Here is a 1,082-nt window from a genome sequence, read left to right as displayed (position 1 = left end):
CATTCTGTGGAATCTGATTTGTCAACATCATGCGTATTTGAGTAGTTCCATCGGCCACCTTCGTTGCTCGGCGGTGTCCGGGACGGCGAGCCCGCGAGCCTGTTCGATGTGGTTCCAAGCCGTGTCGGGATCGACGCCGTTGAGGATGAGGAGTGCGGCCGCGAGGAGGGATGAGCGCCCGATGCCCGCCCGGCAGTGAGTGACGACGTGTGCGCCTTCGTGCACCTGCTCGGCGAGTCTGCGCAGGGTGGGCAGGATCATGGTGAGGTCGGGGACGGTGCGGTCGGGGATGGGTATCGCGACGAACTGCAGCCCGACTGCCGCAGCTGTCCGGGGTTCGTCTGCGAGGCCGAGGTCGTCGAGTTCGGGTTCGGTGAGCGCGCAGACCAGGACATCGACGCCGCAGTCCGTCAGCGCGGCCATCTCGTCTTCGAGCCAGTCATTGCCGCGTGGTCGGGCCATGGTGCTCAGTCGTCCCGGGCCCGGGAGGTCGACGGTGAAGAGGACGGGTCGCATGTCAGCAGCACTTTCGGTCGGTGGAATCGGATAGTGGTCGGACAGCCAGTGGCAGGGGTCGACCAGGTTCGGCGCGGAGGTCGCTCAGGGTCGGGCCGAGGGGGGTGGTCACCTCGGTAAGGAGCTCAAGTGGGCGGTCGAGAGCGCTCTGGCCGTCGTCGACGGCGGCGCGTTCCTCTCCGGTGAGCGGAATCCTCACGAACATGCGCTGCAAGCCGGCTTTGGATTCGACGAGTTGAGCTTTCGTCGACGCCTTGGGGGTGTGGAAATCACAGCGGGCGCAGGCCATCCGGCGCCGGCACTGTTCGAAGAACGAGTAGGAGCACAGCCGGTGACCGAGATCGTAGTACCGCCACGGTTCGCCGGTGGCCCAGCCTCTGCCGGATCGTCGCGTTCGCCAGCCCCAACCCCGAGTCGACAACCAGGCCGTTGCCTACCCATGCCGGCCCAGCACCGGCCCCTTCTCCGTCAGCCCCGTCGTGCCGCTCAAGCCATCTCTCAAGTCCGTGGTTACACCGAGGAGACAAGATCATCCCCGGCAGATTCCACGTAACTTTCAAGATGCT

Annotated in this window: 1 protein-coding gene; it reads right to left on the bottom strand. The window is 65.3% G+C overall.

The genetic code is table 11. The annotated features are described in order from the left end of the window. Window positions 1–27 precede the first annotated feature (27 nt). Window positions 28–462, bottom strand: a complete 435-nt coding sequence (locus AB0R04_RS38905; RefSeq protein WP_363378910.1) for a protein-tyrosine phosphatase family protein — start codon at window positions 460–462, stop codon at window positions 28–30. Window positions 463–1,082: the final 620 nt, after the last annotated feature.

It is taken from the genome of Kitasatospora sp. NPDC056731, from assembly GCF_040687675.1.
Taxonomy (GTDB): domain Bacteria; phylum Actinomycetota; class Actinomycetes; order Streptomycetales; family Streptomycetaceae; genus Kitasatospora.
This window is presented reverse-complemented; position numbering and strand designations above follow the sequence as displayed.

What these genes read in the sequence shown, in the direction of transcription:
- AB0R04_RS38905 (WP_363378910.1), bottom strand. Translation starts at nt 462, where the DNA reads ATGGCCCGACCACGCGGCAATGACTGGCTCGAAGACGAGATGGCCGCG.